This window comes from Xanthomonas sp. NCPPB 1638 (genome assembly GCF_041475635.2).
GTDB lineage: Bacteria > Pseudomonadota > Gammaproteobacteria > Xanthomonadales > Xanthomonadaceae > Xanthomonas > Xanthomonas cucurbitae.
On record NZ_CM192984.1, the window covers coordinates 2,980,371 to 3,003,896 of the forward strand.

Here is a 23,526-nt window from a genome sequence, read left to right on the forward strand (position 1 = left end):
ATCAGCCCCTCGCCTCGGTCAGGATCGCGCCCAGGGTGCGTTTCACCAGCGGCAGCTTGAACGCGTTGTGCTCGGTGGGACGGGCACCGTCCAGCAGCACCGAGGCGATGGCACGCGCGCCCTGCCGCGACTGCGCCTCGGCCGCTTCGCTACGCCACGGCTTGTGCGCCACCCCGCCCAGGCCCACGCGTGCACTGCCGTCGCGTTGCACCACCGCGGCAACCGATACCAGGGCGAACGCATAGGACGCACGGTCGCGCACCTTGCGATAGACATGCGTGCCTCCAAGCGGTTTCGGCAGCGTCACCGCAGTGATGAGTTCGCCACGCTCTAGCACTGTTTCCAGATGCGGCGTAGCTCCGGGCGCACGGTAGAAGTCGGCCAGCGGCACGCTGCGGGCCTGGCCATCCGGGCGCACGGTTTCGACCACCGCGTCGAGCACGCGCATGGCCACCGCCATGTCGCTGGGGTGGGTGGCGATGCATTCCTGGCTGGCGCCGATCACCGCCAACTGGCGATTGAATCCGCCAATGGCCGCGCACCCACTACCGGGCAAGCGCTTGTTGCACGGCTGGTGGGTATCGTAGAAATACGGGCAGCGCGTGCGCTGCAGCAGATTCCCCGCCGTGGTTGCACGGTTGCGTAGCTGGCCGGAAGCGCCCGCCAGCAATGCGCGAGAGAGCACCGCATAATCACGGCGTACCCGCGTATCGGCCGCCAACGTGGTGTTGCGCACCAGCGCGCCAACGCGCAAGCCACCCTCCGCCGTCGCCTCGATGGTGTCCAGGTTCAGGCCGTTGACGTCGATCAGGTGTTGCGGCGTTTCGATCTGCAGTTTCATCAGATCGAGCAGGTTGGTACCGCCGGCGATGAACCTGGCGCCGGTCTGACGTGCGGCCTTGGCCGCCGCATCCACTGGCGAGCTGGCGCGCTCATAGCTGAAAGCCTTCATGTGCGTGCTCCGGCAACCTCGTTGATCGCCTCGACGATGTTGGAGTAAGCGCCGCAGCGACAGATGTTGCCGCTCATGCGTTCCTGCAGTTCGAGCGTGGTGAGCCGCGTCCTGGCGGTGAGATCCACCGTCACATGGCTGGGAATGCCACGCTTGACCTCATCGAGCACCGCCACCGCCGAACAGATCTGGCCTGGCGTGCAATAACCGCATTGATACCCATCGTGCTTGACGAACGCAGCCTGCATCGGATGCAGGCTGCCCGGCGTACCCAATCCCTCGATGGTGGTCACTTTGGCACCTTCGTGCATCACCGCCAGCGACAAGCAGGCGTTCATGCGTTGACCATCTACGATCACCGTACATGCACCGCATTGGCCGTGATCGCAGCCCTTCTTGGTCCCGGTCAGCTGTAGATGCTCGCGCAATGCATCAAGCAGTGTGGTGCGGTTGTCCAGGGTCAGCGTCACCGGTTTGCCGTTGACCTCGAAGGCGACCGGGCTGGACGTGTTGGCTGGTTCCACGGCTTGCCGTTGCGATACGGCGGCGGCAGGCATCGATTGGGCTGCGGCCACGCTGGCTGCCGATGCCGTCCCGGCGATTAACACCTCGCGGCGGGTAATCCTGAAGTTTCTCATGGCTGGCATCTCCAACAATGCTGGCTTGTTCAAGGCGCGGACAATGTGCAACGGGCACGGTCATCAACGCGTGAGCGCTTTGTGATACCAACGATTCACGGGTCTGTCGCCAACTCTCCGGCTGGACCTCCACAGCCGCGCCGACCTGCGTTCGCCTTGCCACATGACGCGGATGCCTTGCGCTACCAACGAGCTGTTGCCGCCGGCCAGGACCTGGACCCAGGCGACATGTTCGGACGGCGCCCCGCACGAATGGAGGACGCCGTGCACTGCAACGCTCTCTACGCGAGCGGACGCGGCCAGCATTCACCGGGTACGACGCACCGGCCGGCAAGCGGACACGGCCGGCTTCCCGACCACGCGCGCGATGGCACGTCGATTGCATCAAGACCGATATCCAGACGGACGGCGACCGTGATCTCACCCACACGACGGTACAGGCAACGTGCACAACGCATCGCGTTGCACTTCGTGCTGGGCATCGCCTGCCTGCTGCTGCTGGGTTCCGAGTACTGGTCCATTCGCGAGGAGCGCGCAACCGCCCTGCACAGCGCCGAAGCGCAGTCGTTGAACCTGGCCAATTCGTTGGCGCAGCACGCCAGCGACAGTCTGTCGATCGCCGACGCAGTGCTGTCGGGTCTGGTATCGCGTGTCGAACATGGCCAAGGGTCTGCCAGTGCCGGCGCGGCGATGCACCGGTTCCTGGTCCACGAGGCACGCCGTTCGGATCGCCTGCATGGCATCTTCATCTATGCCGCCGACGGCAGCTGGGTGAGTTCCTCGCTGGACAGCACTCCCAGGACGCACAACAACGCCGACCGCGCCTATTTCAGGTACCACCGCGACCATCGCGATGCCATGTCGCTGATCGGCCCGCCGCTACAAAGCCGTTCCGACGGCAGTTGGGTGATGACGCTCAGCCGCCGACTCAATACTCCCAGCGGAGAATTCGCGGGTGTGGTTCTGGTGACACTGCAGCTACGCTACTTCCAGAATTACTACAGCGCCTTCGACGTGGGCCCGCATGGCACCATCGGCATGATCGACAACAACGGCGTCGTGCTGGTACGCCGACCGGACCGACGCGGCGTGATCGGCACGTCGGTCGCCGGCACTTCGATCTTCGCCACCATCCGTGCGCGCCGACACGGCACCGCCATCTACCGCTCACCGATCGATGGGGTGAAACGCATCTCCAGTTTCGCGCCCGCCCGCCCCTACCCGCTGACCGTATTGACCGGCTTTTCGGTGGACGATGCGCTGCACAGTTGGCAGCAGGCGGCGCGGCAACGGATCGTGATTGCAGCGCTCGGCTGCACGCTGTTGCTGGGTGTCGGCTTCTGGCTGGACCTGCAGGTGCGGCGCATGCATCGCGCCGAAACCCAGCTGAGTTCCGACGCCTGGGTGGACGCGCTGACCGGCATCGCCAACCGCCGCGCGTTCGATCAACATCTGTCGCAGGCGGTGCAGGATTCAGTGCATCTGCAGGTGCCAGTTTCGGTGCTGATGATCGACGTCGACCACTTCAAGCTCTATAACGACACCTATGGACATGTGAACGGCGATGCGTGCCTACGCCTGATCGCCGCAGCCATCGCCGGCTGCACCCGCCGCAGCGAGGAGGTGGCTGCCCGCTACGGTGGCGAAGAGTTTGCGGTGATCCTGCCGCATACCGATACGGCGGGCGCCCTGCGTGTGGCAGAGAGCCTGCGCGCGGCCGTCGCCGACCTGGGTCTGATGCATCTGGCCAGCCCTACCAGTCCCCATGTCACCGTCAGCGTAGGCGCTGCCAGCTGCGATACGCCGCAGAAACCGGCGACACCGCAGACACTCGTGCACGACGCCGACGTGGCGCTGTACCGCGCCAAGCAGGCTGGCCGGAACCGGACATCCGCGTGACGGATGCGCAGCGCAGTCCGACGGCATTTGCACTGCTCACGCAGGTTCCACGCTTGCGCGGCGAAGCCGACCCATTGCCGCGCGTGCATTACGCGTAGAAGACGCCGTTGAACGGGATGCTGTGGCAGCAGTCAGGCACCGAGCCACACAGGCGTGCATCCGGCGCCGACACCGCGACCGTGATGGCATCTCTCAAAGACGCATCAACGGACCGACATTTCCCAAGCAGCGTGCGTGCAAGTCCCCACTCACCTGCGCAACTACAGTAGACAATCCGCCAAAGCACATGCCGTTCTCAAACTACGGCAAAGATTCTTGAACTCATCTCATGTCGGCATAAAAAATCCGGCCCTCAGTAGGGACATGCCGGGATTTACCTCCATTTGCGCACCACCAATCACAACAATAATAAACTATTACATAACATTCACATAAACCCATACCACCGATAAAATGAGCCAAATTCATAATGGAATGTAGAAGCCCGAGCAATAACCCAGCATCCATAAAGACAGTCGCCAAACCGGCGACCTCAAGATTCAAGTGCAACACGTGATTTAAAGGTTGCGAGTTCTTCTTCCATCGCTTCACTGGGCGTTTTCCAGCCCAGCGTTTTTCGTGGACGGGTGTTCATCAGCAAGGCGATGTGATTGAGATACTCCTGACTGACGCTGGACAAATCCACACCCTTGGGTAGGAACTGGCGCAGCAGAGGCGATGGCAATCCGGCCTCGTTACTGGTCAGCCCATCGGATCCGAATCGGCAAGGCCGGATCGGCCAATGACAACCCGCTGGGCGTTCACCGGCTCGGGGCCGGACAGTCTACGGAAAGACTCGCCAAGGTCCAGCTCCCCAAGGTTGTAGGTGCGCTTGTTGTACAGCATGCTCAGGCCCTCCTGCCACGCCAGGAGCATCCGCTTGCCGATCTCGCGGAAGCACGGATGCTCGTTGACTGCTTCGCGCACCGCCGGCGCGACCTCGGAGATTGCCTGGCCAATCTGCTCCACGATTTGGGTTTGCTTGCGCGCGGGCACCCCGAATACCGACACGATCGACTGCTGCAGGGTCCGGCCCGGATCCCAAGTCTTTCGACCACCCAAGCTGATGCCTGGCGGGTTCTTGGCTTACTGGCCATAGGCTGCCTTGGTGAGCATGTCGTAGACAGGCGTGGCCTCAACGTCGCGGCGGGATGTGTACCGAAGCGCCACGTTCTTCGCATGGCAGTCGGCATTCCTGAGCGCATAGGTCAACAGAACAACCGTGGCAAGATGTTGGTTCACCTCCATCCTGCGATCGGCAGGAACATGGTCGCGAACAGCCCTGGCGATCCGCTCCCACGTGGTTTCGTACTTGTTCGCCGGCCGCATGCCGAGCAGCGCGCAGAAGTCCTCCATGCCCCATAGAGGCTGGCCGTCGTCGTCCACATCGAAGCGATCCACGACCAGCGCCTGGCCATCGCGCGAGATTTCTGTCTTGGCCGTGGGCAGCACCTTCGCCGCCACCTGCATCGACAGGTGCTCGTTGAGGGACACGAATGGCAGGTGCTGGGATGAGCCCTTGATGATGTGCCGGTGGGTGAAAAGCGTTTCCTCTTTGTGGTTGCCCAGACCGGTCAACTTCTCCGTGTCCAGGAACTTGGGGACAACGCCAGAAACACCGCTGGTGGCATGCTCGCGCACCAGTTCTGCGAAGGCTTCGGCGGAGTTGTCGCCCTGCAGGAGTGCGGCCACGTCAACCGGCTTGGCCGGCTCATTGAGCACGGCGCCAGGAGGCGCGATCTGGATGCGCCCGATCATGTTCCTGCCGACCACCGACAGCAGGTTCATTGGGCTGCCGCCGATGTGGGGGCCGAATTGCTCCTGCAGCACCTGCAGCAAGTAGCCCTCGGGCAGGTTCATCTGGAAGATCGGGTGCAGCTGGTCGTCCCAGTCCCACGGCTCCCGCCGCACCGGCATGGTGAGCGACACGAAGTCGTCTTGCTCCACATCATCGTGGTAACTGAGCCGGCTCGTGAAACTGTTCAGATCCTCCAGCGAGGCGACCTCATGCCCGTGCACATAGACAGACAGTTTCATCGGCGCGGCGCCATGTGCTCTTTCCGGAGCTCATCGAGGTTGCCGGCTGCACCCTCTTCCTTGAACTCCAGCTCCATGCCCAGGGCGGACAGGACAGCAAGCAGCTTTCGGGATCCGAACTCGGACACCCTGCCCAGCTCGAACCGAGACAGCGTGTCCGACGACACCCCCGCTTGCGCGGCCACATCGGCCTGGGTCATGCGTAGAGCGCGCCGGCGATGGGCGACGGCCAAGCCTAGCTCCGCGAGCGTTTGCATTAGACGTATGCACCTAGAGAATGGGCGAACGGCCCAAATATTAGGGATATACACCTAATTTGCAAGCAGCCAGCGCGGGCGGGTGGATTCCGACTTGCCGAGTACCTGAGGAAGGGAAATCCTTCGACTAGGACAAGTACGCCGTGCAGGCGTCTTTCGCCAACGTGCGCAGCCTCTCGCCCGACCTGGGCGGCCGGCCCCTGCCGTCGATATACAACCCCGACAGGCGCTGGTTCCTGCTGTCCTCCTTGGACATCGATGTCCCGACCGCTTCCGAGGACCAGCTGCGCGTCGCGCTCGCCGCAGTGAAGAGCAGCTACCGAGCCGAACGCAGCAAGCCGACGTTGAACTACCGCCGCCTGTGGGTGCACCAGATCGATTTCTACGAGCTGTGCAACCTGCTGTTCGGCCTGGTCAACGACGCGGACGAATTTGCCGATCCGCAAGAGTTGCTAGAAGCCTGACAGGACTGAAGCGGTCACACATGGCCTTGGCGACAGCTGCTCAGCCTCAGCGCAACACCCTCATGGGCAGAAAACCAAGTTGATCACCGCAACTGCCGCAAAGGCGATGGCAAGCTGCCCCATCAGCATGAACGTCACGGGCTTGCCCAAAATCTACCGCTTGCCGTTGTACTCCGCGTCGCCAAAGCTCAATTGCATCGAAATCGCCCGCTTGGGTCGTCGGTCAATTGACGCAGACCAGGCTGCTTTGTTCAGAGCGTCCCTAGATAGAAATCTACCGGCAAACTCTGAAAAAAATGGCAGGAAACCGAAGCTCCCTGCCACCTTGGTAAACGCACAACGGGCACTACTTGGTGATCTAGAACGGAATATCGTCATCGGCAAAGTCGTCCATCGGCGGAGCCGACTGCTGCTGCGCCGGCTGCTGACGACGCGGGGCATAGTCCTGACCACCGCCGCCACCACCGTAGCCGCCGCCCTGGCCGCCACCGCCACCGCCCTGCTGGCGCGGAGCCTGCGAGCGCTGCGGACGGTCGCCGCCCATGCCGCCACCGCCGCCTTCACCACGGCCGCCGAGCATCTGCATTTCGTTGGCGACGATATCGGTGCTGTACTTCTCCACGCCATCCTGACCGGTGTACTTGTCGTAGCGCAGTTCCCCTTCGACGTAGACCTGCGAGCCCTTGCGCAGGTATTCGCCGGCGATCTCGCCCAACTTGCCGAAGAACACCACGCGGTGCCATTCGGTGCGCTCCTGGTTGTTGCCGTCGCGGTCCTTGCGCATGCTGGTGGTGGCCAGGCTCACGCGGGTGATCGCCATGCCGGCCTGGGTGTACTTGGTGTCGGGATCGTTGCCGAGGTTGCCGACGAGGATGACTTTGTTGATGCCGCGGGCCATAAATGCTTCCGATGGTGCGCCGGCGCCGAAGGGGCGCGGCGGTGAATGTCTTGGGGCCAATGTTACCGCACCTGCCCAGCGACAGTGCCTGCGCCCGGCCCGTCGCAGGGCCGGAAAACGCCGCGACGGCGGGTGGGAATCGGTACTCGCCGGCAATCCCGCAAGGCAGGCGCAGCAACGGTTTCCACCCTGCTCCGGCAACGCCGGACACACATGGCGGGACGGATCCGGCCCGGGCACCTATAATCGATACACATCACGAACGCCTGCGCATGACCATCGCCGAAGACCTCCCCACCGTTCTGGACCTGCTCCAGATCCAGTCCCTCGCCGCGCCGGACATGGCTGCGGTCGATGCCCTGATCCGCCGTCGTCTGGCGTCGGACGTCGTGCTCATCAACCAGATTGCCGACCACATCATCTCCGCCGGCGGCAAACGCCTGCGGCCGATGCTGGTGATGCTGGCCGGCCACGCGGCTGGCGGCTCTGGCCCGGAGCACCATCAACTGGCGGCGATCATCGAGTTCATCCACACCTCGACCCTGCTGCACGACGACGTGGTGGACGAGTCGGACCTGCGCCGCGGCCGCAGCACCGCCAATGCGCTGTGGGGCAACGCGCCCAGCGTGCTGGTGGGCGATTTCCTGTATTCGCGCAGCTTCCAGCTGATGGTCGAACTCGACCGCATGGAAGTCATGCAGATCCTGGCCGATACCACCAACCGCATCGCCGAAGGCGAAGTGCTGCAGCTGTTGCACGTGCACAACCCGGACACCGACGAAGCCGCCTACCTGCGCGTGATCGAGCGCAAGACCGCGGTGCTGTTCGCCGCCGGTACCCGCCTGGGCGCGCTGGCGTCGGGCGCGGATGCGCAGGTGCAGCAGCAGCTGTACGACTACGGCATGCAGCTGGGCTTCGCCTTCCAGATCGCCGACGACGTGCTTGATTACGCCGCCGAGGCTGCGGATCTGGGCAAGAACCTGGGCGACGATCTGGCCGAAGGCAAGGCCACGCTGCCGCTGATCCACGCCATGGCCCATTCGGACGCGGCCACGCGGCAGCGCCTGCGCGCCATCGTCGAACAGGGCGATGCGACGGCGATGCCGGAAGTGCTGGCCGCCATCCATGCCACCGGCGGGCTGGACTACAGCCGCCAGCGCGCCGCCGAATACGCCGCCGCCGCCGAGCAGGCGCTGGCAAGCTTGCCAGCCAGCCCGGCGGTGGCCGCACTGCGCGGCCTGGCCCGTTACGCGGTGCAACGCACACATTGATCCGGTGCGCTGGGCGCGCCGGACGGGATTGGGCATTGGGGATTGGGAATTCGTCAAAGCGGCTTGGCTGTGCTCTTACGAATCCCCGCATTCGATGGCCAGCGCAGGCCAGTGAATACAGATTCACGGGAAAATTCGAAGGACGGGACCACGCTTTTGCGAATCCCAAATCCCGAATCCCCAATCCCCAATCCCGGCTACCGACCAAACCGCTCATCGAAGAAATCGCCCAGCATGCGATAGGCACGCTTGGCGGCACGCGGGTTGTACAGGCAGCCCGGCGCGCTGTTGGCATCGGCCTCGGCGAAGCAATGCACCGCGCCACTGAAGTTGACGAACTGCCAATCCGCGCCAGCGGCATTCATTTCGGTTTCGAACGCGGCGATGTCGGCCTTGGTCACGCTCTTGTCGTCGGCGCCGTTGAGCACCAGCACTGGTGTCTTGGCCGCGCCGGCAGCCGCCGGGCTGGGCGAGGCGATGCCGCCATGCAGGCTGACTACGCCAGCCAGCTGCGCGCCTGCACGCACAAGTTCCAGCACCGTGGTGCCACCGAAGCAGAAGCCCACCGCACCAATGCGCGCCGCATCCAGCGGTGCCTTGCCGGTCTGCGCCTTGAGCACCTCAACGGCTTTCAGCGCGCGTGCGCGCAACGTCGGCGGATCTTTCTTCAGCGCACCGGCGAACTGCCCCGCCTCGCTGTCGTTGGCGGGGCGCTTGCCCTTGCCGTACACGTCGGCCACCAGCACCACGTAGTCGTCGCCGGCCAGTTGCTTGTCCTTCTGCACAGCAGAGTCGTTGACGCCACGCCAGTTCGGCACCATCACCAGGCCGGGCCGCTTGGCATCGCCGGCATCGTCGTAGACCAGCACACCGCTGTAGGTGTCCTTGCCGATCTTCCACTCCAGCGGCTTGGCCTGCATCGCCGCCATTGTCGGAAATGCCAGCGACGCTAGGACGCCAACCAGACCCACACTGCTCAACGACCATTGCTTGTGCATGCGCTTGCTCCGGGGATGTGCGCGCAGTGTAAGCGGAGCCGGCGTGCAGAAGCGGTCGCGATGTGCGTCAGCGGTAAAACGACCAGCCAGCCTTGCGCCAACCTGCCCGTTGCGCCACTGCCTGCATCGCCAGCAGCCGATTGCGATCGCATCGGCGCGGCACCACGCGTTACTGCACGCCCAGCCCGGGAATCGCACTGATCGCCTCCGGGTCGAACCCGGCCAGCTGGGCGAAATGCCGGCCGCGTGCCACGTAGTCGCTGTACGCACCGAAGCTGGGCGCGCCCGGCGACAGCAGCACCACACCGCCCTGCTCGCCCAGCGCCTCGCGCGCCAGCTGCATCGCCTGCTGCAGATCGCCGGCGGCGTGCAGGCTGAAATGCCCCGACGCGGCAAGCGGTGCCAGCAAGGCGTGGATGCGCGGGCCATTGGCACCCATCGTGACGATTTCCAGCGGTGCCTGCTGCGCCATATGCGCGGCGAAATCCTGCCAATCCAGCCCGCGGTCATGTCCACCGACCAGCAAGGCCACGCGCCGTTGCGCGAAGCAGGCCAGCGCAGCCAGCGAGGCATGCGGGGTGGTGCTGATCGAATCGTTGACGTAGCCGATGCCGTCCACGCTGCCCAGCCACTGCAGCCGGTTGGGCAAGGGGCGGAAACTCGACGCAGCCGGCGCGAGCGCCGCGGCATCCAGGCCCAGCGCTTCCACTGCAGCCAGCACCGCGCACAGATTACGGCGGTTATGTTCGCCGGGCAGCGGCACGTTGGCGGTATCGAAAATGGCCTGCGCGCCGCGGTACACCACGTCGCCACGCAGATGCCAGCCGTCGGGATGATTGAACCAGCGCACCTCGCTATCGGGCAACTGCATGCCGCGCAACAGCGGATCGGCCGCGTTGAGCAAGGCGATCCGCGGGCGGCCCTCGGTCACCAGCGACAGTTTGTCGCGCACGTAGCGCGCCTCGTCGCCGTGCCAGTCCAGATGTTCGGGAAACAGATTCAGCACCAGTGCCAGCTGCGGGCGCGCACCGCTGCGCGCGACCTCGCCGGTCTGGTAGCTGGACAACTCGATCGCCCAGTACGCCGGTGGCGGCTGCGGTGCCAGCACTTCCAGCAAGGGCTGGCCAATATTGCCGACCAGCGCGGTGCGGTGCCCGGCGCTGCGCAGCAGGTGCGCCAACAGCGCGGTGGTGGTGCTCTTGCCCTTGGTACCGGTGACACAGATGGCGCCAGGCACGTCGTCATCGGCCTGCGCGTGCTCGGCGAACCATAGCGCAGTGCCGCCGATGAACTGCGTGCCTTGCGCGGCGGCGGCCAGTGCCTCGGCGCGATACGGGCTGATGCCGGGCGACTTCAGCACGATCTCGAACCGGCCCAGCGCCTGCGCGCTGGCATCGGTCTCTACCTGCAATGCCGCATCGTCCAGCGCCGCGAGTTCGCGCGCCTCCTCGGTACTGCAGAACACCGTCAGTGGCTGGGCGGGCAGCGCGGTGCGCACCGCGCGATACGCCGCGCGCCCTTCGCGCCCCCACCCCCACAATGCAACCGCCTTGCCCTCAAGCTGCGAAATTCGCACGCACGCGCTCCCACAGCGCCGCCGGGATACGGTGCTCGCCATCGATGGCCATCAATGGCTCCACCTGCAGCTCCTGCGGGTCCAGTTGCGGCTGGATCTGCCGGATGAAGCGCGTCACCAGCGCGTCTTCCTTCCACTCCGCACGCGTTGCCAGCAACGCCATCGCCGCGCGCGATTCGCGGCCTTCGCCCACGCATTCGAACGGCTTGTGGTCCTGGAATTCCAGCAGCGCGTCGTAGCCGCCGGCCTGCGCGGCATCGTCGAGCAGATTGCGCCCGAAGATCCCCACCAGTCGCGTCTTCGGCATGAACGGGGCCAGCGCCAGGAACACGAAGTGGCACTTCGGGCACACCCCGCACCAGCGGTGCACCGGGCGTTCGCCCATGATGTGGAAGTTGCGGTTGCAGCTGGAAAAATGCGCGTCGTAGTAGTCGGTCCTGGCGAACTGCCGCGCCACCGCCAGCTCGGACAACGGCCGCAGCAACGAGTAGTAGCGCAGATCGGCCGCCACATGGCGCTGCACGTACTTGCCGAACGCCTGCTCGAAGGCCCAGCCCTTGGACCACTGGTGATTGACCTCGCCGGTACCCGGGATCTGGCTGCCGTAGCTGGCCGAGCGTTCGTTGGAAAACACCACCTGGTCCACGCCGGTCAGCAATGCCGACAACACCAGGATGGCCGAATTCACCGCAGTGACCGGGATATGCCCGTTCCAGGCACCCTGGCGATTGAGCTCGAACAGCTCCGGCGCCAGGACGCGGCCGACATTGAGCACCGGCAAGCCGGTGCGCTCGGCGCAGGCGCGGATGAGCTGCGAACCACCGATCCAGCTCACGGTCTGATCGACACCGGCCTGGCGCAGGGCCTCGATGCTGACCAGCGAATCCTTGCCGCCGCCGATGGCGACCAATGCGTGTTCGCGCAAGCCCAGCGCAGGCGCTGGGGCAGCTGCCTGCGCGACCACCGGAAAGTTGATCTTGCCGTGCAGGTTCAAGCCATTGCGGTAGGCGAATTCGCCCAGGCCATGCAGATAGACGCTTTCCACCAACGCGGCGGTGTTGGCATCGATGCTGTAGCTGTCGATGGCGATGGTCGGCGGCACTGCGGCCTTGTAGTAACTCACGCCCGCGATCAGGTGCAGCAGGCGCAAGGCCTGTTGCACAGCTGCGGCATGTGCACCCTCCAACACGAATGGCGCGCCTGGCACGGCGACGGTTTCCACCAGTTCCGGGCCCTGGTCGAAGGCATACACCAGCGTCGCCACGCCGGTCTGCGCGTCGAGCGCGCAGCGCACGAAACGGAATGTGGAGATCTGGTGTTTGTCGAAAGCGCTCATGGACTACCTGCAGGAACGTGCAAGCGACGCAGATAACGTCGGCACAGGACATATTCAATCATGGAAAACGGCACTGCGGCCCACAGCAGCGGCAGGCAACCGATCGCGAACAACAGCAGCATGACCTGCGAGCCGATCACCTGCGCATCGCCGGTCGCTGCCAGCGCCACCAGCAGGTACAGCAGCAGCGCCGGCAGATAGCTGAGCCCGCTCAACAGCACCGTGCGCAGCGCCATGCCGCCTGCGTGCCGTGCTGGCGCGCGTGACTGGCGACGCAGCTGCCAGCGCCCGGACCACCAGGCGCCGATGCCGGCAGCAAACACTGCGGGCAGCGCCCACTTCAAGCTGTCGGTCCAGCGCATGTGCAGACCGGCCATGTCGATGGCGGTGGACGCCACTATCGACGCACCGCCGGCCAGCGTACTGAGCGCCACGAACTCAGCCAGCGGGCGCATCGATGACCTCTTCGCGCGGCAACTCGCGCTGGTTGTAGGTGCTGGCCATCACATAGCCGTATGCACCGGTATCGGCCACCAGCATCACATCCTCCGGCGCGGTGGTGGCCGGTAGCCGGCGGCGCTTGCCGAACACGTCCGAGGATTCGCAGATCGGCCCGACGATATCGAAACTGCCATCAGCCGGCGCATCGAGGCGGCTGAGATTCTCGATGTCGTGCCAGGCGTCGTACAGTGCCGGGCGAATCAAGGTGTTCATGCCCGCATCCAGCCCCACGCGCTGCACGCCGTCCTTTTCGATCACCTGGGTGACCTGCGCCAGCAGCACGCCGGCCTCGGCCACCAGGTAGCGGCCCGGCTCGATCGCCAGGCGATACCCCGGGTGTACGGCCTTGACCTCGGCCAGGCCCTTGGCCCACACCTCCAGGTCGAACGGCTCGTCCTCGGCACTGTAGGGAATCGGCAGGCCGCCACCGATATCGATGGTCTCCACCGTGCCGATGCGGCGCGCGAAGCCGGCCAGTTCGTCGTACATCATTCGCCAGTGTTCGCCGGTCTCCACGCCGCTGCCCAGGTGCGCATGCACGCCGGTGATGGTGACATCGAGCGTGCGCGCCGCCTCCACGAACTCGTCCACGCGCGTGGACGACAAGCCGAACTTGGACGCCTTGCCGCCGGTATTGACCTTCTCGTGGTGGCCATCGCCGTGGCCCAGGTCGATGCGCAGCCACACGTTGCGGCCACGGAACACCTCCGGCCAGTTACGCAGCGCCTCGACGTTGTCCACGGTGACGGTCACGCCCAGCGCGAATCCTGCTTCGTATTCGGCCTTTGGCGCAAAACTCGGCGTGAACAGCACGCGGCGCGGCGACAGCTCGGGCAGCGTCTGGAAGACCCGGCGCAGCTCACCGTGCGAGACGCATTCCAGGCCGAAGCCGGCCTGTTCCAGCGCCATCAGGATCGCCGGATGCGCGTTGGCCTTGATCGCATAATAGCGTTGATCCACCGCGGCAATCTGCGCCAATGCGTGCGCACGCGCGCGCACCGTCGGCAGGTGGTAGGCATAGCGCGGTGTGCCGGCCTTGGCCAGCGACAGCAGATGCGTCCGCTCGGCATGCCACCACGGCGTGGGCCGCGGACGCACCGAGCCGATGATCTCACGCCAGCGCGGGCCGAACACTTCGCCTTCGCTGACCGGCATTGCCCCACTATCGATCAATTCCGCATGCAGGATCGGCAGCAGGCCATCGGCGTCGGCTTCATCGATGACAAAGGTCAGGTTCAAGTCGTTGGACGACTGCGAAATCATGTGCACGCGTTCCTGCCCGAACGTGGCCCACACATTGGAGAGCTTGTGCAGCAGCGAGCGCATGCCGCGCCCGACCAGGGTGATCGCCGCGCAAGGAACAATGATCTTGACCTTGCAGATCTGCGACAGATCCGCCGACAGCGACGCCAGTACGTCGGTATTGACCAGGTTTTCCGACGGATCCAGCGACACGGTGACATTGGTTTCGGCCGAGCCGATCAGGTCCACCGACAGGCCATGCTTCTTGAACAGCGCGAATACGTCGGCCAGGAAGCCCACCTGCTGCCACATGCCGATGCCTTCCATCGACACCAGCACGATGCCGTTGCGGCGGCTGATCGCCTTGACGCCGGGCACCGGCTCGGCGCTGCCGTCGATGCTGGTGCCGGGCAGGTCGGGGCGTTCGGTATCCAGGATCGCCATCGGCACGCCGGAATCGCGACAGGGCTTGATCGACCGCGGATGCAGCACCTTGGCGCCGGTGGTGGCGATTTCCTGTGCTTCGTAATAGTCCAACCGGGTCAGCAGGCGTGCATCCGGCACGTCCTTCGGGTTGGCGCTGAACATGCCGGGCACATCGGTCCAGATCTCCACGCGGCTGGCGCCCAGCAGCGCGCCGAAATACGCCGCCGAGGTATCCGAACCGCCACGGCCAAGGATCGCGGTGCCGCCATCGGCGTGCCGCGCAATGAACCCCTGGGTGATGAGCAGGCGGTTAGGCTGCGCATCGAAGCGCGCACGCCACGGCGCATCGGCCTGCCACTGGCAGGACACCGACAGGCGCCTGGACCATTCGCTCTGATTGGGCTGCGGCGGCAGCGCCGACAACCACTGCCGTGCATCCAGCCAACCCATGTCCAGGCCGTTGGCATGCAGGTACGCCGCACCGATGGTGGAGGACAGCAACTCACCCTGCCCCAGCACCTCGGCCTGCCAATCGAGCGTGCGCGTGGCAGCGCGCGCGTCGCCCACCAGCGCGTGCAGTGCGGCCAACCGCTCGCCCAGCACCGCCTGCGCATCGAGTTCGAGCTCGGCAACGAACTCACGGTGACGCTGCTCCAGCGCGGCCACGCGCTGCGCGCTGTCGGCGGCGCCATCGGCGATGGCGGTAAGCTCGTTGGTCACGCCCGACAGCGCAGAGACCACCACCAGCACGCGGCCGCCGGTTTCGGTCGCCCGTTTGCCCGCCAGTTTTCCAATCGTGTCCCAGCGATGACGACGCGACACCGAGGTGCCGCCGAACTTGAGGACGATCCAACGATCGGTAGAGTGGGGAGCTGACATGGGGTAGGCGTTTACGATTTGGGGGGAAAAGCCGGTATGCCGGGCGCAACCCCCGATTCTACTGCCAATATCTCCCGCATGATCCCCATCAATCGTTGCAGTGGCCCAGGATTAAGAGACCGCGCTGCGACGGTTTACGCTGCAACCATCCGCATGCACACCCACTCCCGAGATCGCTGACAGATGAGCAAGCATCGCTACCTGCAACTGGATGTCTTCGCCAGCCGCCCCGGCTCCGGCAATCCGCTGGGCGTGGTGTTCGACGCGAGCGCGTTGTCGGGCGAGCAGATGCAGCAGATCGCCGCCTGGCTGAACCTGTCGGAGACGATCTTCTTCCTGCCGGTCAGCGTGCCCGGTGCCGATTACCACATCCGCATCTTTACCCCACGCACGGAACTGCCGTTCGCCGGCCACCCCAGCGTGGGTGCAGCATGGGCTGCGGCCACGCACGGGCTGACCGGCTATAAGGCCGATGGCCGCCTGCGCCAGCAATGCGCCGCCGGCGTACTGCCGGTGGAGGTCTTCGACCGGCACGGTGCCTTGCAGGTCCGGCTGCGCGCGCCGCATGCGCGCGTGGTGGCGGGTGGCGATCGCCACGCGGCGGCCGTACAGGCCGCCTGCAGCGGGTTGCGCACGGCCACGCATCCGGCAGCCCTGTGGAACAACGGTCCCCACTGGTGGCTGCTGGAACTGGCCGATGCCGATGCGGTGCGGCAGGCCGCCCCCGATTTCGCTGCGATCACCCGCCTGACCCAGGCCAGCGCCGCCACCGGGCTATCCATCTACGCGCCCGTCCATGGCGGCAGCGAAGACCTGGTGGTGCGCGCGTTCTGCCCCGGCACTGGCATCGCGGAAGACCCGGTCACTGGCAGCGCCAATGCCTGCATCGCTGCACGCCTGCATGGCGAGGGACGCCTGCCAGGCGAGGGCTCGCGCTATGTCGCCAGCCAGGGCCGCGAGGTCGGCCGCGACGGACGCATCCAGGTGGAACTGGACGATCAGGGCGAGGTCTGGATCGGCGGAACGACGCTGCAGGTGATCGACGGCCGCATCGATTGGTAAGCTGCCGCGCCCTGCCCGCGGATCGCCCCTCATGACCACCCGCCGTTTCCTGCAACTGGATGTGTTCTCCGCCCGCCCCGGCAGCGGCAACCCGCTGGCGGTGGTGCTGGATGCGCAGGGGCTGGACGATGCGGAGATGCAGGCGATCGCACGCTGGACGAAGCTGCCGGAGACCACCTTCGTGTTCCCTGCGGCCGATGCGCACAGCAGCTACCGGCTGCGGATGTTTTCGCCGCAAAAAGAAGTCCCGTTCGCCGGTCACCCAAGCGTGGGCACGGCGCATGCGGTGCTCGAAGCCGGGCTGGCCGCGCCCCACGACGGCCTGCTGGTGCAAGACGGCATCGCCGGACAGTTGCCACTGCGGGTGGAGCAGATCGATGGCCACCGCAGTATCGCCATCCGCACGCCACGCGCCCGCGTCGCCGAACAGGTCGCTGCCGACGACCCGCGTCTGCGCGCCGCGCTGCATGGCTGGCCGCTCGGCAGCCTGCCACCGGCGCTGATGGACGGTGGCCGCACCTGGTGGGTGGTGGAGCTGGCCAGCGAGGCCGCCCTGCGCGGCCTGCAACCGGACTGGGACGCGATAGCCGCATTGGCCGAATCCACCGGCAGCATGGGTGTATTCGCCTACGCCTACGCCGCGACCGCAAGCACCTACGACCTTGCCGTGCGCGCGTTCGTCGGCAATGCGCGACGTTTCGAGGATGCGGCATCGGGTGCAGCCAACGCGGTGCTGGCGGCCTGGCTGGACAGCCGCCAGGCGCTGCCGGGCAAGGATCGTCGCTACGTGGTCAGCCAGGGACGCGAAATCGGCTTCGATGCGCTGTTGGAAATGCGGGTGGATACCAAGGGCCATGTGTGGTCCGGCGGCCAGGTGCAGACCGTCATCCGCGGCACGCTCGATTGGTAGTGGGATGCCGGGTCATCGGCGTTGCACACGACGATGCAACGCGATGACGATGTAACACCGCTACCTCGGTACACTCAGTCCGGGCGCACGTCGACGCGCACGCGAATCCTGTCGCCGGGGTTGTAGTCGCTGCGCGTGTGGTACAGGCGGCCGCCGTATTCGTAGGTCACGTCGTACCCATCCACGCGCTCGCGCGAGGTGCGGTAGGACACCGGTTCGCAGACGCTGACATTGCCGCGGTAGGTGCGGTTGTTGGCCTCGTAGATCGAGCGGCCCGCGGCCACGCCGGCCATGGTACCAACGGCGGTACCCACCAGGCGACCGTTGCCGCCACCCACCTGGCTACCCAGCACCGCGCCAGCGATACCACCGATCACACTGGCCACGCCGCGACCGGAATTGGGCGAGGCATAGCCGCCTTCGTTGCGGTAGTAACCGTCATTGCTGGTGTAGTAACCGTCGGCTGGACGGTTGTAGCAGCGTTCGTTGGTCCGCTCGGTGTAGGAGTCGGACACCAGAATCGGATCCACGCGCACCACCCGTGCATATTCGTAGCGGCCATCTTCGTAGCCGCCGCGATAGGAGTCGCGGTACACGTCGCGATAGCTGCCGTCGTAGCGCTGCGCTGTCGCAGTGCCAGCCGCAGCCAGCCCAATCACAAGAGCACCAAGCACAAGAGTTTTCATCGTGGCAGCTTCGCAAGGGAGGACACGCTGCCGATGCTCGACCCATGCCGGTGAAACCGCCCTGAACCGGACAGGCCCTGGAAACGCGTATTCAGGTTGCCGCCAGCTGCATGGCGGCGGCAACGTGCACCGACGCCATGCAGTGCGAAGCGCATCAGTTGGAGAATTCGGTTTCCAGGCTGATCGGCACTGCACTCAACGCCTTGGACACCGGGCAATTCTTCTTGGCGGCATCGGCCAGCTCGCGGAACTTGGCTTCGTCGATGCCAGGCACCACGGCGTTGAGCTTGAGACGGATCTGCGACAGTTGCGGGCCGCCTTCCATCGACAGATCGACGTCGGCACGCGTGTCCAGCGAGGCTGGCGGGAAGCCCGCTTCGCTCAGCTGCGCCGACAGCGCCATGGTGAAGCAGCCCGCATGCGCTGCGGCAATGAGTTCTTCCGGATTGGTGCCCTTCTCGTCGCCGAAGCGGCTGCTGAAGGCATAGCGGGTGTTGTCCATCAGGCCGCTCTGCGGCGTGCTGAGCTGACCCTTGCCGGTCTTGAGGTCGCCTTCCCAGTGTGCGGTGGCGTGACGCGAAATACCCATTGCGGTCTCCTGCGATGAAAGAGAGCGTCACGATAGGGGAGTGGGTGTTACGTGGTGGTGCTGGGAATCGGGAATCGGGAATCGGGAATCGGGAATCGGGAATCGGCAATCGCAAGAGCAGGCCACGGGGTGGGATCGTTGGCAAGACGCGTGGCGTTGAACGAACCTGAGAACCCGTGGCTTGCTCATCCCGCCATGGCTTCCTGCTTTGCGCTTAGACATGCAGTGCGCCGGTCTGTCTTGATCGCTTTACGTCCGCGTCCGCTTGAGGCGGACGCGGACGTTCTGCTGACGGCATCAGCCCAGCAGGGTTTCCAACACGGCCATGCGCACGGCCACGCCGTTGGCGACCTGGCGCAACACGCACGATTGCGCGCCGTCGGCAACTTCGTCGGTGATTTCCACGCCGCGATTGATCGGGCCGGGATGCAGCACCGCCGCATCGCGCCCGGCACGCGTCAGCCGCTCGCGGGTGAGGCCGTATTCGGTGTGGTACTGCTCCAGCGAGGGCACCAGGCCCTCTTCCATGCGCTCGCGCTGCAGGCGCAGCATCATCAGCGCATCGGCGCCTTCCAGCATGGCGTCGAAGTCCTGGCCGACCACGCAGCCATCCAGCATGTCGTCATCGGGCAACAGGCTCGCCGGGCCACAGACGCGAATCTCGCCGGCGCCCAGCGTCCGCAAAGCATGCAGGTCCGAGCGCGCCACGCGCGAGTGCTTCACGTCACCGACGATGACCACCTTGAGCCTGGAAAAATCAGTGCCCTTGGCCTGGCGCAGGGTGAGCATGTCGAGCAGGCCCTGGGTGGGGTGCGCACTGCGGCCGTCGCCGGCATTGATCAACGCGGTGCCCTCGCCGGCTGCAGCAGCCAGCGCTTCCACCGCGCCGTCGTCGGGATGGCGCACCACAAACCCGCGCACGCCCATCGCCTCCAGATTCTTCAAGGTGTCGCGCGCAGTCTCGCCCTTGCGGGTGGAAGAGGTGGACGCGTCGAAGTTCAGCACGTCGGCGCCCAGGCGCTGCGCGGCCAGATGGAACGAACTGCGCGTACGTGTGGACGGCTCGAAGAACAGCGTGCACACCGCGGTGCCAGCCAGCACGCTGCGCTTGCCGACGCGGCCCACCGCGGCATCGCGGATCTGGCCGGCGCGATCGAGCAGTTGCAGCAGCGTGGCGCGCGGCAATCCTTCCAGGGTGAGCAGGTGACGCAAACGTCCATCCGAATCGAGTTGCATGGTGGTCATCGCAGGTCGGGAATCAAGGGAGAAGAGTGGCCTGGTCGGGCGCAGCCAACCAACGTTCGACGATCACGGCCGCGGCCATGGCATCCAGTGCCTCGGCATCGCGGCGACGCTTGCGCCCATCGGCACGCTCACGCGCAAAGCGCTGCGCGGCTTCGACCGAGCTGGAGCGCTCATCGATCAACACCACCGGCAGCGCATAGCGCTCGCGCAGTTGACGGGCGAATGCATGGGCACGCTTGCGCGCAGGCTGGTCTTTGTCGTCCAGGGTGAGCGGGTCGCCCACCACCAGGCCATCGGGCCGCCACTGCTTGTGCACGCGATCCAGTGCCACCCAGTCCGGGCCGCCGGCGTGCACGTTGACGACCGCCACCGCACGAGCGCCGGCACCCAGCGCGGTACCGACCGCCACGCCGATCCGGTGCGACCCCACGTCGAAGCCCAGCACCGTGCCATCGGGGCGGAGGGTGCCCGCCTCAGGCATGCCCGGAATAATCCGTCAGCCGGAACAGATCCACGCCGATGCGCCCGGCGGCGGTCTGCCAGCGATCTTCCAGGGCGGTATCGAACAGCACATCGGCATCGGACGGCGCGGTGAGCCAGCTGTTCTCGCCGAGTTCGAATTCCAGCTGCCCCGCCCCCCAACCTGCACAACCCAGCGCTACCAGCGCATTGCGCGGGCCTTCGCCGGCAGCCATGGCTTCGAGGATGTCGCGCGAGGTGGTCAGGAACACGCCCTGCCCCACTTCCAGGCTGGAATCCCATTCGCGCGCATCGTCGTGGATGACGAAGCCGCGCTCCGGATGCACCGGCCCGCCATTGAGCACGATCTGCTCGCGCAGCTGCGCATCTTCGGTCTCGATCCCCATCTGCGAGAGCACTTCGCCCACGGTGTACTCGGACGCGCGGTTGACCAGCACCCCCATCGCGCCATTTTCGTCGTGCTGGCAGATCAGCGCGACGCTGCGCGAAAACGTGGGATCGGACAGCGCCGGGAGCGCAATCAGCAGTTGGTTGGCCAGCGGCGTAGGTAAAACGGACATGGCCGCATTCTAGCCGTTCGCTCCGCCGCGCGCTGCGCCAATGCGATACTGCAGCCCGACACCGCCAAGGACCGACGATGCTGCCCCCACCGACCAACGCGGCCGCACACCCCGACGCGCCGCTGCCGCGACAGATCCGCGCATCCATCGTGCTGGTGGCACTGTTGCAAGGCGGCCTGCTGTACCTGGCGGCGCTGGGCGAACAGCACGGCGTGCGGCCGTTCACCGAACTGGGCATGCGCATCTGCTGGTACACCCTGGTGATGACGGTGCCCAGCATGGTGCTGCTGAGCCTGCAGCAGCTACGCGATCGCCGCCTGTGGCAGCACATCGCCGGCAGCACGCTGGTACTGGCCGCCCTGGCGGGCTGGGCAGCGTGGAGCGCCACCGGTGCGCCAGGCCTGCGGACCGCGGCAGTGCTGTGGCCATTCGGCTTCACCGTCACGGCCGGGTGGTTCGTCGCCCTGCCCTGGTTGCAGTCTCGACAACAGCACGGCCACTGGCGGGCGGACTACCGCGACCTGTTCGAACACGCCTGGCAGAACGCCCTGACCCTGGCACTGGCGCTGCTGTTCGTGTGGGTGTGCTGGATGGTGCTGTGGTTGTGGGCCAGCCTGTTCGCATTGGTCAAGATCATGGTCTTTCGCGAGCTGTTCCGCGAACAGGCCTTCATCTACCTGGCGACCGGCATCATGACGGGGCTGGGCATCCTGATCGGGCGCACCCAGCACCGCGCGGTGCAGGTGATGCGGCAGATCCTGTTCGCGTTGTGCACCGGCCTGCTACCGCTGCTGGCCGGCATCGCACTGCTATTTGTGCTGGTACTGCCATTCACCGGCCTGCAGGCGCTTTGGCAGACCCGTTCGGCTGCGGCGATCCTGTTGAGCCTGGTGTTCGCGCTGGTGCTGTTCGCCAATGCGGTCTATCGGGATGGCGACGTGCAGCCACCGTATCCGCGCTGGCTGCGTCGGGTGGTCGAGGCCGGGCTGCTGAGCCTGCCGGCGCACGCGGGGCTGGCAGCCTATGCCCTGGCGCTGCGCATTGGCCAGCATGGCTGGACTGGCGAGCGCTTCTGCGCGGCGGTGCTGGCGTCACTGGCGCTGGCCTACGCGCTGGCCTACGCCTTCGCAGTACTGCGGCCGCGCGCCGACCGCTGGCTGCCGCACCTGGCCAGCGGCAACCTGCTGCTGTCATGGGTGGTGATCGGCCTGGCGATCCTGATCAACAGCCCGTTGCTGGACCCTTACCGCATCACGGTGCAGAGCCAGATGCAGCGGCTGGCCACCGGCACGCCCGAGAGCGAGAAAACGAATCTGCAATTCCTGCGCTTCGACAATGGCCGGCGTGGCTATCTGGCGGTGCAGTCGCTGCGCGACGATCCCGCGTTTGCGGGCGATGCCGCACGCCAGCAAGCGCTGGGCCGGCTGCTGGCACGCACCGAACGCTGGGACCGTGACGAGCAGGCACAGCCGCCAGCAAGCAACGAGCTGACCGACCTGGCCCAACTCCGCAAGCAGGTGGTCGTTGCCGCCGGCAAGGCAGCGCCGCCAGCCGATTGGTGGACCTATCTACTGACGTCCACCCCACGCCTGCAGGATCGCGGCCAGTGCACGCAGCGCGACAGCGATTGCGTGGTCAGCAGCGACGATCTGGATGGCGATGGCCAGCCCGATGTAATGCTGTGCAATGTAAAGGGCGAGTACGCGATCGATTGCGTGCTGTATGCGCGCAACGCGGCCGGTTGGTACCAGGCCGGCACGATCCGGCACCATTCCGGCGGCGGCAACGCCCAGGAGCGGCTACGCCAAGCGCTGCGCAACGGGCAGTTGCAGACGCGCCCCACGCGCTGGCCGGACCTGATTCTGCCCGAAGGCACCCGCATCGACATCACGCCAAGCGCCGACGGCATCAATCCGCCGCCTCGCCCATGAGCGCCTATTGTGCGATCGCGCCGGGTCATCCGGTGCATGCGCATTACCACGATCACGAATACGGCTTTCCGCAGCGCGAGGACCCTGAGTTGTTCGAACGGCTGGTGCTGGAAATCAACCAGGCCGGCCTGAGCTGGGAAACCATCCTGCGCAAGCGTGCCAATTTTCGCCTGGCCTACGACGGCTTCGACGTGGATACCGTGGCGGCCTATGGCGATGCGGATGTCGCGCGCCTGCTGGGCGATGCCGGCATCATCCGCAACCGCCTGAAGATAGTGGCGGCCATCCACAATGCGCAGGTCATCCAGACCCTGCGCCGCTCGCACGGCAGCTTCGCGCAGTGGCTGGACGCGCAGCATCCGCTGGACAAACCGGCCTGGGTCACATTGTTCAAGAAGACCTTTCGCTTCACCGGCGGCGAGATCACCGGCGAGTTCCTGATGAGCCTGGGCTACCTGCCCGGCGCGCATCACCCCGGCTGCCCGGTATACACGCGGGTCGCAGCCCTGGCACCGCCCTGGATGCGCAGCGTGTGATGCAAGCTCTGCGCAACGCGCCTGCCCGCCAGGCCTCGCGCTCCGGCAGCGCACCCAGCGCCTGCGTTCCTGCCGATTGCCACACCCGCGTAGTGGCGCGTCTACCCTCGCGCA

General features: G+C 65.8%; 23 protein-coding genes and 1 pseudogene. 7 read left to right on the plus strand and 17 right to left on the minus strand.

What is annotated here, in order from left to right:
- Position 1 precedes the first annotated feature (1 nt).
- Together ACCQ13_RS12805 and paoA are read right to left on the minus strand one after the other, a co-directional pair.
- Entirely contained in the window at positions 2–952 is a 951-nt protein-coding gene (locus tag ACCQ13_RS12805) for an FAD binding domain-containing protein (protein ID WP_104604454.1), read from the minus strand.
- The gene (gene paoA, locus ACCQ13_RS12810; RefSeq protein ID WP_167526913.1) at positions 949–1,590 is read right to left on the minus strand and encodes an aldehyde dehydrogenase iron-sulfur subunit PaoA; all 642 of its coding nucleotides are present in this window, start codon (positions 1,588–1,590) and stop codon (positions 949–951) included. The genes ACCQ13_RS12805 and paoA overlap by 4 nt, the downstream gene beginning before the upstream one ends.
- 489 nt (positions 1,591–2,079) lie before the next feature.
- On the opposite strand from paoA, the gene ACCQ13_RS12815 reads away from it, so the two are divergent.
- Positions 2,080–3,489: a GGDEF domain-containing protein gene (locus ACCQ13_RS12815; protein ID WP_372372419.1), complete on the plus strand. Its 1,410-nt coding sequence runs from the start codon at positions 2,080–2,082 to the stop codon at positions 3,487–3,489.
- Between the two features lie 532 nt (positions 3,490–4,021).
- On the opposite strand, the pseudogene ACCQ13_RS12820 reads toward ACCQ13_RS12815, so the two are convergent.
- The 4 genes and pseudogenes from ACCQ13_RS12820 to ACCQ13_RS12835 all read right to left on the minus strand — a co-directional run.
- Positions 4,022–4,201: pseudogene (locus ACCQ13_RS12820) on the minus strand (IS30 family transposase); the annotation flags it as partial.
- A gap of 29 nt (positions 4,202–4,230) precedes the next feature.
- Positions 4,231–4,539, minus strand: a complete 309-nt coding sequence (locus ACCQ13_RS12825) for a hypothetical protein (protein WP_146090343.1) — start codon at positions 4,537–4,539, stop codon at positions 4,231–4,233.
- Between the two features lie 75 nt (positions 4,540–4,614).
- The gene (locus ACCQ13_RS12830; RefSeq protein WP_104604448.1) at positions 4,615–5,565 is read right to left on the minus strand and encodes a type II toxin-antitoxin system HipA family toxin; all 951 of its coding nucleotides are present in this window, start codon (positions 5,563–5,565) and stop codon (positions 4,615–4,617) included.
- Entirely contained in the window at positions 5,562–5,765 is a 204-nt protein-coding gene (locus ACCQ13_RS12835) for a helix-turn-helix domain-containing protein (protein WP_249027661.1), read from the minus strand. Before ACCQ13_RS12835 ends, ACCQ13_RS12830 begins: the two co-directional genes overlap by 4 nt.
- A 200-nt stretch (positions 5,766–5,965) precedes the next feature.
- On the opposite strand from ACCQ13_RS12835, the gene ACCQ13_RS12840 reads away from it, so the two are divergent.
- Positions 5,966–6,286, plus strand: coding sequence for a hypothetical protein (locus ACCQ13_RS12840; protein ID WP_159407303.1), 321 nt, complete (start codon positions 5,966–5,968; stop codon positions 6,284–6,286).
- Between the two features lie 358 nt (positions 6,287–6,644).
- On the opposite strand, the gene ACCQ13_RS12845 is transcribed toward ACCQ13_RS12840, so the two are convergent.
- Complete coding sequence (locus ACCQ13_RS12845) at positions 6,645–7,184, minus strand: single-stranded DNA-binding protein (RefSeq protein ID WP_104605359.1); 540 nt, start codon at positions 7,182–7,184, stop codon at positions 6,645–6,647.
- A gap of 272 nt (positions 7,185–7,456) precedes the next feature.
- On the opposite strand from ACCQ13_RS12845, the gene ACCQ13_RS12850 reads away from it, so the two are divergent.
- Positions 7,457–8,455, plus strand: coding sequence for a polyprenyl synthetase family protein (locus ACCQ13_RS12850; RefSeq protein WP_159407304.1), 999 nt, complete (start codon positions 7,457–7,459; stop codon positions 8,453–8,455).
- A gap of 197 nt (positions 8,456–8,652) precedes the next feature.
- Here ACCQ13_RS12850 and ACCQ13_RS12855 read toward each other — a convergent pair whose 3' ends face one another.
- The 5 genes from ACCQ13_RS12855 to ACCQ13_RS12875 all read right to left on the minus strand — a co-directional run bounded on the left by ACCQ13_RS12855 (position 8,653) and on the right by ACCQ13_RS12875 (position 15,413).
- Positions 8,653–9,453, minus strand: coding sequence for a dienelactone hydrolase family protein (locus tag ACCQ13_RS12855; RefSeq protein ID WP_104605355.1), 801 nt, complete (start codon positions 9,451–9,453; stop codon positions 8,653–8,655).
- A 169-nt stretch (positions 9,454–9,622) separates the two neighbouring features.
- On the minus strand, positions 9,623–11,029 hold the full coding sequence (gene murD / locus ACCQ13_RS12860) for a UDP-N-acetylmuramoyl-L-alanine--D-glutamate ligase (RefSeq protein ID WP_159407305.1): 1,407 nt from the start codon (positions 11,027–11,029) through the stop codon (positions 9,623–9,625).
- Positions 11,010–12,365: a UDP-N-acetyl-alpha-D-muramoyl-L-alanyl-L-glutamate epimerase gene (murL, locus tag ACCQ13_RS12865; protein ID WP_159407306.1), complete on the minus strand. Its 1,356-nt coding sequence runs from the start codon at positions 12,363–12,365 to the stop codon at positions 11,010–11,012. The genes murD and murL overlap by 20 nt, the downstream gene beginning before the upstream one ends.
- Positions 12,362–12,820: a hypothetical protein gene (locus tag ACCQ13_RS12870; protein ID WP_104605349.1), complete on the minus strand. Its 459-nt coding sequence runs from the start codon at positions 12,818–12,820 to the stop codon at positions 12,362–12,364. The genes murL and ACCQ13_RS12870 overlap by 4 nt, the downstream gene beginning before the upstream one ends.
- On the minus strand, positions 12,804–15,413 hold the full coding sequence (locus tag ACCQ13_RS12875) for a bifunctional aspartate kinase/diaminopimelate decarboxylase (protein ID WP_104605347.1): 2,610 nt from the start codon (positions 15,411–15,413) through the stop codon (positions 12,804–12,806). The genes ACCQ13_RS12870 and ACCQ13_RS12875 overlap by 17 nt, the downstream gene beginning before the upstream one ends.
- A gap of 183 nt (positions 15,414–15,596) precedes the next feature.
- Here ACCQ13_RS12875 and ACCQ13_RS12880 point away from each other — a divergent pair, with 183 nt between their 5' ends.
- Together ACCQ13_RS12880 and ACCQ13_RS12885 are read left to right on the plus strand one after the other, a co-directional pair.
- Positions 15,597–16,475 carry a PhzF family phenazine biosynthesis protein gene (locus ACCQ13_RS12880; protein WP_104605345.1) on the plus strand — a complete coding sequence of 293 codons (879 nt, stop codon included), beginning with the start codon at positions 15,597–15,599 and terminating at the stop codon, positions 16,473–16,475.
- A gap of 31 nt (positions 16,476–16,506) precedes the next feature.
- On the plus strand, positions 16,507–17,385 hold the full coding sequence (locus ACCQ13_RS12885) for a PhzF family phenazine biosynthesis protein (protein WP_159407307.1): 879 nt from the start codon (positions 16,507–16,509) through the stop codon (positions 17,383–17,385).
- A 74-nt stretch (positions 17,386–17,459) separates the two neighbouring features.
- Here ACCQ13_RS12885 and ACCQ13_RS12890 read toward each other — a convergent pair whose 3' ends face one another.
- The 5 genes from ACCQ13_RS12890 to ACCQ13_RS12910 all read right to left on the minus strand — a co-directional run bounded on the left by ACCQ13_RS12890 (position 17,460) and on the right by ACCQ13_RS12910 (position 20,945).
- A complete protein-coding gene (locus tag ACCQ13_RS12890) occupies positions 17,460–18,071 on the minus strand; it encodes a glycine zipper 2TM domain-containing protein (RefSeq protein ID WP_167526914.1) in 612 nt (203 codons plus the stop codon).
- 154 nt (positions 18,072–18,225) lie between these two features.
- Positions 18,226–18,660: an OsmC family protein gene (locus tag ACCQ13_RS12895; protein ID WP_104605341.1), complete on the minus strand. Its 435-nt coding sequence runs from the start codon at positions 18,658–18,660 to the stop codon at positions 18,226–18,228.
- 297 nt (positions 18,661–18,957) lie between these two features.
- A complete protein-coding gene (locus ACCQ13_RS12900; protein WP_104605337.1) occupies positions 18,958–19,905 on the minus strand; it encodes an aspartate carbamoyltransferase catalytic subunit in 948 nt (315 codons plus the stop codon).
- 13 nt (positions 19,906–19,918) lie between these two features.
- A complete protein-coding gene (gene ruvX, locus ACCQ13_RS12905) occupies positions 19,919–20,386 on the minus strand; it encodes a Holliday junction resolvase RuvX (protein ID WP_104605335.1) in 468 nt (155 codons plus the stop codon).
- Positions 20,379–20,945: a YqgE/AlgH family protein gene (locus tag ACCQ13_RS12910; protein WP_104605333.1), complete on the minus strand. Its 567-nt coding sequence runs from the start codon at positions 20,943–20,945 to the stop codon at positions 20,379–20,381. Before ACCQ13_RS12910 ends, ruvX begins: the two co-directional genes overlap by 8 nt.
- Before the next feature lie 77 nt (positions 20,946–21,022).
- Here ACCQ13_RS12910 and ACCQ13_RS12915 point away from each other — a divergent pair, with 77 nt between their 5' ends.
- A complete protein-coding gene (locus tag ACCQ13_RS12915) occupies positions 21,023–22,876 on the plus strand; it encodes a DUF4153 domain-containing protein (protein WP_159407308.1) in 1,854 nt (617 codons plus the stop codon).
- On the plus strand, positions 22,873–23,412 hold the full coding sequence (locus ACCQ13_RS12920) for a DNA-3-methyladenine glycosylase I (protein ID WP_104605329.1): 540 nt from the start codon (positions 22,873–22,875) through the stop codon (positions 23,410–23,412). The genes ACCQ13_RS12915 and ACCQ13_RS12920 overlap by 4 nt, the downstream gene beginning before the upstream one ends.
- Positions 23,413–23,526: the final 114 nt, after the last annotated feature.

Coding starts and splice junctions, on each gene's coding strand:
- ACCQ13_RS12805 (WP_104604454.1), bottom strand. CDS start 952: ATGAAGGCTTTCAGCTATGAGCGCGCCAGCTCGCCAGTGGATGCGGCG.
- paoA (WP_167526913.1), bottom strand. CDS start 1,590: ATGAGAAACTTCAGGATTACCCGCCGCGAGGTGTTAATCGCCGGGACG.
- ACCQ13_RS12830 (WP_104604448.1), bottom strand. CDS start 5,565: ATGAAACTGTCTGTCTATGTGCACGGGCATGAGGTCGCCTCGCTGGAG.
- ACCQ13_RS12835 (WP_249027661.1), bottom strand. CDS start 5,765: ATGACCCAGGCCGATGTGGCCGCGCAAGCGGGGGTGTCGTCGGACACG.
- ACCQ13_RS12845 (WP_104605359.1), bottom strand. CDS start 7,184: ATGGCCCGCGGCATCAACAAAGTCATCCTCGTCGGCAACCTCGGCAAC.
- ACCQ13_RS12850 (WP_159407304.1), top strand. CDS start 7,457: ATGACCATCGCCGAAGACCTCCCCACCGTTCTGGACCTGCTCCAGATC.
- ACCQ13_RS12855 (WP_104605355.1), bottom strand. CDS start 9,453: ATGCACAAGCAATGGTCGTTGAGCAGTGTGGGTCTGGTTGGCGTCCTA.
- murL (WP_159407306.1), bottom strand. CDS start 12,365: ATGAGCGCTTTCGACAAACACCAGATCTCCACATTCCGTTTCGTGCGC.
- ACCQ13_RS12870 (WP_104605349.1), bottom strand. CDS start 12,820: ATGCGCCCGCTGGCTGAGTTCGTGGCGCTCAGTACGCTGGCCGGCGGT.
- ACCQ13_RS12875 (WP_104605347.1), bottom strand. CDS start 15,413: ATGTCAGCTCCCCACTCTACCGATCGTTGGATCGTCCTCAAGTTCGGC.
- ACCQ13_RS12880 (WP_104605345.1), top strand. CDS start 15,597: ATGAGCAAGCATCGCTACCTGCAACTGGATGTCTTCGCCAGCCGCCCC.
- ACCQ13_RS12885 (WP_159407307.1), top strand. CDS start 16,507: ATGACCACCCGCCGTTTCCTGCAACTGGATGTGTTCTCCGCCCGCCCC.
- ACCQ13_RS12890 (WP_167526914.1), bottom strand. CDS start 18,071: ATGAAAACTCTTGTGCTTGGTGCTCTTGTGATTGGGCTGGCTGCGGCT.
- ACCQ13_RS12895 (WP_104605341.1), bottom strand. CDS start 18,660: ATGGGTATTTCGCGTCACGCCACCGCACACTGGGAAGGCGACCTCAAG.
- ACCQ13_RS12900 (WP_104605337.1), bottom strand. CDS start 19,905: ATGACCACCATGCAACTCGATTCGGATGGACGTTTGCGTCACCTGCTC.
- ruvX (WP_104605335.1), bottom strand. CDS start 20,386: ATGCCTGAGGCGGGCACCCTCCGCCCCGATGGCACGGTGCTGGGCTTC.
- ACCQ13_RS12910 (WP_104605333.1), bottom strand. CDS start 20,945: ATGTCCGTTTTACCTACGCCGCTGGCCAACCAACTGCTGATTGCGCTC.
- ACCQ13_RS12915 (WP_159407308.1), top strand. CDS start 21,023: ATGCTGCCCCCACCGACCAACGCGGCCGCACACCCCGACGCGCCGCTG.
- ACCQ13_RS12920 (WP_104605329.1), top strand. CDS start 22,873: ATGAGCGCCTATTGTGCGATCGCGCCGGGTCATCCGGTGCATGCGCAT.